This is a genomic window from Pseudomonas sichuanensis (assembly GCF_003231305.1).
GTDB classification, from domain to species: Bacteria; Pseudomonadota; Gammaproteobacteria; order Pseudomonadales; family Pseudomonadaceae; genus Aquipseudomonas; species Aquipseudomonas sichuanensis.
The window spans coordinates 1-4,819 of sequence record NZ_QKVM01000101.1; the positions used below are offsets into that span (position 1 = coordinate 1).

5 protein-coding genes are annotated in these 4,819 nt (G+C 63.7%); 4 read left to right on the plus strand and 1 reads right to left on the minus strand.

Annotated features, from left to right (window positions below; genetic code table 11):
* Positions 1-197, minus strand: a 197-nt coding sequence (locus DM373_RS28015; RefSeq protein WP_157966902.1) for a hypothetical protein, incomplete at its 3' end; no start/stop codon positions are given.
* 571 nt (positions 198-768) lie between these two features.
* On the opposite strand from DM373_RS28015, the gene DM373_RS28020 reads away from it, so the two are divergent.
* From DM373_RS28020 to DM373_RS28035, 4 genes are read left to right on the plus strand one after another with little or no spacing between them, the layout of a single operon-like run.
* The gene (locus DM373_RS28020) at positions 769-1,794 is read left to right on the plus strand and encodes an ABC transporter substrate-binding protein (protein ID WP_110996571.1); all 1,026 of its coding nucleotides are present in this window, start codon (positions 769-771) and stop codon (positions 1,792-1,794) included.
* A complete protein-coding gene (locus tag DM373_RS28025) occupies positions 1,791-2,708 on the plus strand; it encodes an ABC transporter permease (RefSeq protein ID WP_110996572.1) in 918 nt (305 codons plus the stop codon). Before DM373_RS28020 ends, DM373_RS28025 begins: the two co-directional genes overlap by 4 nt.
* Positions 2,709-2,714: 6 nt before the next feature.
* Positions 2,715-3,524 (plus strand): ABC transporter permease, encoded by an 810-nt coding sequence (locus tag DM373_RS28030; protein WP_110996573.1) that lies wholly within the window; start codon positions 2,715-2,717, stop codon positions 3,522-3,524.
* Between the two features lie 19 nt (positions 3,525-3,543).
* Positions 3,544-4,692, plus strand: a complete 1,149-nt coding sequence (locus DM373_RS28035; protein WP_110996574.1) for an ABC transporter ATP-binding protein — start codon at positions 3,544-3,546, stop codon at positions 4,690-4,692.
* The last annotated feature ends 127 nt before the right edge of the window (positions 4,693-4,819 follow it).

Genomic DNA, 4,819 nt, shown 5'->3' on the forward strand with positions numbered 1-4,819 from the left:
CGGTTATCGAAAGCGAGGAAGGCCGGCTGGTTGAGCATGGGTTCGAGCGGCAGGCGGGGATCTTCGCTGACCAGTTCGATATCGAAGCTGTAGAGCCTGCTGATGGCGTCGTCGCCGTTGAACGCCAGTACCTGAAGATCATGCTGAACCGCCGGCACGTGAAAGCGCAGGCGGTCTGTGAGTGTCGAGTCGAACATCCGTTGTCCCTTGTCAGGTCAGCCTGGCAAGGGCTTGCACAGCGTCGCCCCGCCAGGGGAAAAGCTGCCAAGCTAGCGGGGTTTCTCAATGCAATATGCAGGACTATTCCGAATGCTCGTAGGACGATTCTCGGTTAGATGTCGGGTATATCCGGGCAGCTAGATCCGGAAAACATGATCGCTCCTCGTCCAGCTCCGCTTAAGGCGTAACCCGGCCACTGCAAACGACCCGATGCCCCACAGGAAGACCGCCAGTTCTCGCCATGCCTTCCCGCATCAGGCTCCTAGCCACTTTCTTTCGCGGCATACCTGACTGGCCCTATCGCCGGCAAGCCGGCTCCCACAGGGGCCGCGTCGTTTTCACGGGCAACAGAGTGATGGCCGGTCGCCCATCCCTCTTGCGAAAAGCTTGGAATACCATAATATGATATCCCGTAGACCTTGAATTCTTCGGCCGTACCTACAATCACAAGACGGCCACGCGACACACAGTGAAAGCAGCTCCCCGAACACTATTGGCGGGCGCACCACCAGCCCCGCCTCGAATAACAAAAGCAACGAGGGCGTAACCATGCTGTTGAGCAAACGAGTAACCGCAGTGCTGTCCGCCAGCCTGCTGACCCTGGCCTGCCAGGCCACCCAGGCGGCCGACAGCCTGAACTTCGTCAGCTGGGGCGGCACCACCCAGGATGCGCAGAAAGCGGCATGGGCCGAACCTTTCAGCAAAGCGTCCGGCATCAAGGTGGTGCAGGACGGCCCCACCGACTACGGCAAGCTCAAGGCCATGGTCGAAAGCGGCAACGTGCAGTGGGACGTGGTCGACGTCGAAGCCGACTTTGCCCTGCGCGCCGCCAGCGAAGGCCTGCTCGAACCCCTCGATTTCAACCAGATCAAGCGCGACAAGATCGACCCGCGCTTCGTCTCCGACCATGGCGTCGGCTCGTTCTTCTTCTCCTTCGTGCTCGGCTACAACGAAGGCAAGCTCGGCGCCAACAAGCCAGTGGACTGGTCGGCCCTGTTCGACACCAAGACTTACCCCGGCAAGCGCGCCCTGTACAAATGGCCCAGCCCCGGCGTGCTCGAACTGGCCCTGCTGGCCGACGGCGTAGCACCCGACAAGCTCTACCCGCTGGACCTGGACCGCGCCTTCAAGAAGCTCGACACCATCAAGCAGGACATCGTCTGGTGGGGCGGCGGCGCCCAGTCGCAGCAACTGCTGGCCTCGGGTGAAGCCTCGCTCGGGCAGTTCTGGAACGGCCGCGTGTATGCCCTGCAGCAGGACGGCGCGCCGGTCGGCGTGAGCTGGAAGCAGAACCTGGTCATGGCCGATTTCCTGGTCATCCCCAAAGGCGCCAAGAACAAGGACGCGGCCATGAAGTTCCTGGCCAACGCCAGCAGCGCCGAAGGCCAGGCCGAATTCGCCAACAAGACCGCCTATGCCCCGGTGAACGTCGACAGCGTGGCCAAGCTCGACAAGGACCTCGCCAGGAACCTGCCGACCGCCTATGCCCAGGACCAGGTGACCCTGGACTTCGCCTACTGGGCCAAGAACGGCCAGGCCATCGCGGCCCGCTGGAATGAGTGGCTGGTCAAATGAAAGTCGCCATCAATGCCCTGCACAACGCGCAAGGTGCCCCCAGCGGCACCGGCGCGCCACGGGCGGACGACCGCCGCCCGCCCCTGAGCCAACGCTGGCGCGGCAGCCGCAACCTGCTGCCGGCCCTGCTGTTTCTTGGCCTGTTCTTCTTCGCCCCGCTGATCGGCCTGTTGCTGCGCGGTGTACTGGAACCAGTGCCGGGGCTGGGCAACTACGAGCAGTTGTTTGCCAACTCGGCCTACGCCCGGGTGCTGTTCAACACCTTCTCGGTAGCTGGCCTGGTGACCCTGATCAGCGTGCTGCTGGGCTTCCCGCTGGCCTGGGCGATCACCCTGGTGCCCAAGGGCTGGGGCCGCTGGCTGCTGAACATCGTGCTGTTGTCGATGTGGACCAGCCTGCTGGCGCGCACCTACTCCTGGCTGGTGCTGCTGCAGAGTTCGGGGGTGATCAACAAGGTGTTGATGGCGCTGGGCATCATCGATGCGCCGCTGGAGATGGTGCACAACCTCACCGGCGTGGTGATCGGCATGAGCTACATCATGATCCCGTTCATCGTGCTGCCGCTGCAGGCGACCATGCACGCCATCGACCCGATGGTGCTGCAGGCCGGCTCCATCTGCGGCGCCAGCCCCTGGACCAACTTCTGGAAGGTGTTCCTGCCGCTGTGCCGCTCGGGGCTGTTCTCCGGCGCGCTGATGGTGTTCGTCATGTCCCTCGGTTACTACGTGACGCCGGCCCTGCTGGGCGGTGCGCAGAACATGATGCTACCCGAGTTCATCATCCAGCAGGTGCAATCGTTCCTGAACTGGGGCCTGGCCAGTGCCGCTGCCGCCCTGTTGGTGGTGATCACCCTGGTGCTCTTCTACCTGTACCTGAAACTGCAGCCGGAATCCCCGGTCGGTAACGCGAGGTAATCCGCCATGCTGCTGTCACCCAATGCCATGAGCCGCCCGTTGCGCACGGGCCTGTACCTGACCACCGGGGTCATCGCCGCGTTCCTGCTGCTGCCGGTGGTGTTCATCATCCTGCTGTCGTTCGGCTCGTCTCAGTGGCTGGTGTTCCCGCCGCCGGGCTGGACCGTGAAATGGTACGTGCAGTTCTTCTCCAACCCCGAGTGGATGGACGCCGCGCTGGCCAGCCTCAAGGTCGCCGTACTGACCACCTTCGCCGCCGTGGCCCTTGGCCTGCCCACCGCGTTCGCGCTGGTGCGCGGCCGCTTCCCGGGCCGTGAGCTGCTGTACGGGTTGTTCACCATGCCGATGATCGTACCGCTGGTGATCATCGCCGTGGCGGTTTACGCACTGTTTCTCAAGCTGGGCTACACCGGCACGCTGTTCGCCTTCGTGGTCAGCCACGTGATCGTCGCCCTGCCCTTCACCATCATCTCGATCATCAACTCGCTGAAGCTGTTCGACCAGTCGATCGAGGATGCCGCGGTGATCTGCGGCGCCTCGCGCCTGCAGGCGATCGTCAAGGTGACCTTCCCGGCGATCCGCCCGGGGATGATCGCCGGCGGCCTGTTCGCCTTCCTGGTGTCGTGGGACGAGGTGGTGCTGAGCGTGATGATGGCCAGCCCCGACCTGCAGACCCTGCCGGTAAAAATGTGGACCACCCTGCGCCAGGACCTCAGCCCGGTGATCGCCGTCGCCTCGACGCTGCTGATCGGCCTGTCGCTGCTGGTCATGGTCATTGCCGCCGCCTTGCGCCGGCGCACCGAAAACAACGCCTGAGCGCCCGGAGAAAACAACAATGAGTGCAGTGATCAAAGACGACGCGCCGAACAAGACCCTGGTCAGCCTGCGCGGCCTGAACAAGCACTACGGCGACTTCACCGCCGTGGACAACCTCGACCTTGAGATCCAGGACGGCGAGTTCCTCACCTTCCTCGGCTCCAGCGGCTCGGGCAAGTCCACCACCCTGTCGATGCTGGCCGGGTTCGAGACCCCCAGCAGCGGCGAGATCCTGGTGGACGGCCAGTCGCTGGTCAACGTGCCGCCGCACAAGCGTGACATCGGCATGGTGTTCCAGCGCTACTCGTTGTTCCCGCACCTGAACGTGCGCGACAACATCGCCTTCCCCCTGGCCATCCGCAAGCTCGGCGCGGCCGAGACCAACAAGCGTGTGGACGCCATGCTCAAGTTGGTGCAGCTGGAGAAGTTCGCCCATCGCAAGCCTTCGCAGATGTCCGGTGGGCAGCAGCAGCGGGTGGCGATCGCCCGGGCGCTGGTGTACGAGCCGCGCATCCTGCTGATGGACGAACCGCTCGGCGCACTGGACAAGAAACTGCGTGAAGACCTGCAGGACGAGTTGCGTCAGCTGCACCGTCGGCTGGGGATCACCATCGTCTACGTGACCCACGATCAGGAAGAGGCGATGCGCCTGTCCCAACGCATCGCCATCTTCAGCCACGGCAAGATTGCCGGGCTGGGCACTGGGTATGACCTGTATCAGAACCCGCCGAACGCGTTTGTCGCGTCGTTCCTGGGCAACTCCAACTTCCTGCGGATCAAGGCCAGCGGCCATGGGGCCGGGGCCTTCGAGGGGCAGCAGCTGGCCATTCGCCTGACGCCGGGGCTGGCTGCGGGGCAGGATGCGCTGATCATGGTAAGGCCGGAGAAGGCCCTGGCCCTGACGGCTGAACAGGCTGCCCGCGAGCCTTTGCCGGCGGGCTGGAACGAGGTGGCTGCCACGGTCGGTGAGGTGCTGTTCCTTGGGGAGAGCCAGACCTGCCATGTGGTGACCCAAGGCGGGACAGAGCTGACGGTCAAGGCGCTGTCGGCAGCGGGGATGCCGATGCGGGCGGGGGATAAGGTCAAGGTGCGGTGGGCGGTGGCGGATGCCTGTGTTTATACCGAATGGGCGGAGAGTGATTTGAGTAAGGGGGCTGGGGCGCATTGATTTTGGCTTCGGCTTCGGCTTCGGCTTCGGCTTCGGCTTCGGCTTCGGCTTCGGCTTCGGCTTCGGCTTCGGCTTTCAGAGTGTTGGTTTTTATAGATGTATGCGCATTCAGCGGCGATGTCGACTT

Excerpts from the sequence above, each read along its gene's own strand:
- DM373_RS28020 (WP_110996571.1), top strand. The coding sequence starts at position 769 with ATGCTGTTGAGCAAACGAGTAACCGCAGTGCTGTCCGCCAGCCTGCTG.
- DM373_RS28025 (WP_110996572.1), top strand. The coding sequence starts at position 1,791 with ATGAAAGTCGCCATCAATGCCCTGCACAACGCGCAAGGTGCCCCCAGC.
- DM373_RS28030 (WP_110996573.1), top strand. The coding sequence starts at position 2,715 with ATGCTGCTGTCACCCAATGCCATGAGCCGCCCGTTGCGCACGGGCCTG.
- DM373_RS28035 (WP_110996574.1), top strand. The coding sequence starts at position 3,544 with ATGAGTGCAGTGATCAAAGACGACGCGCCGAACAAGACCCTGGTCAGC.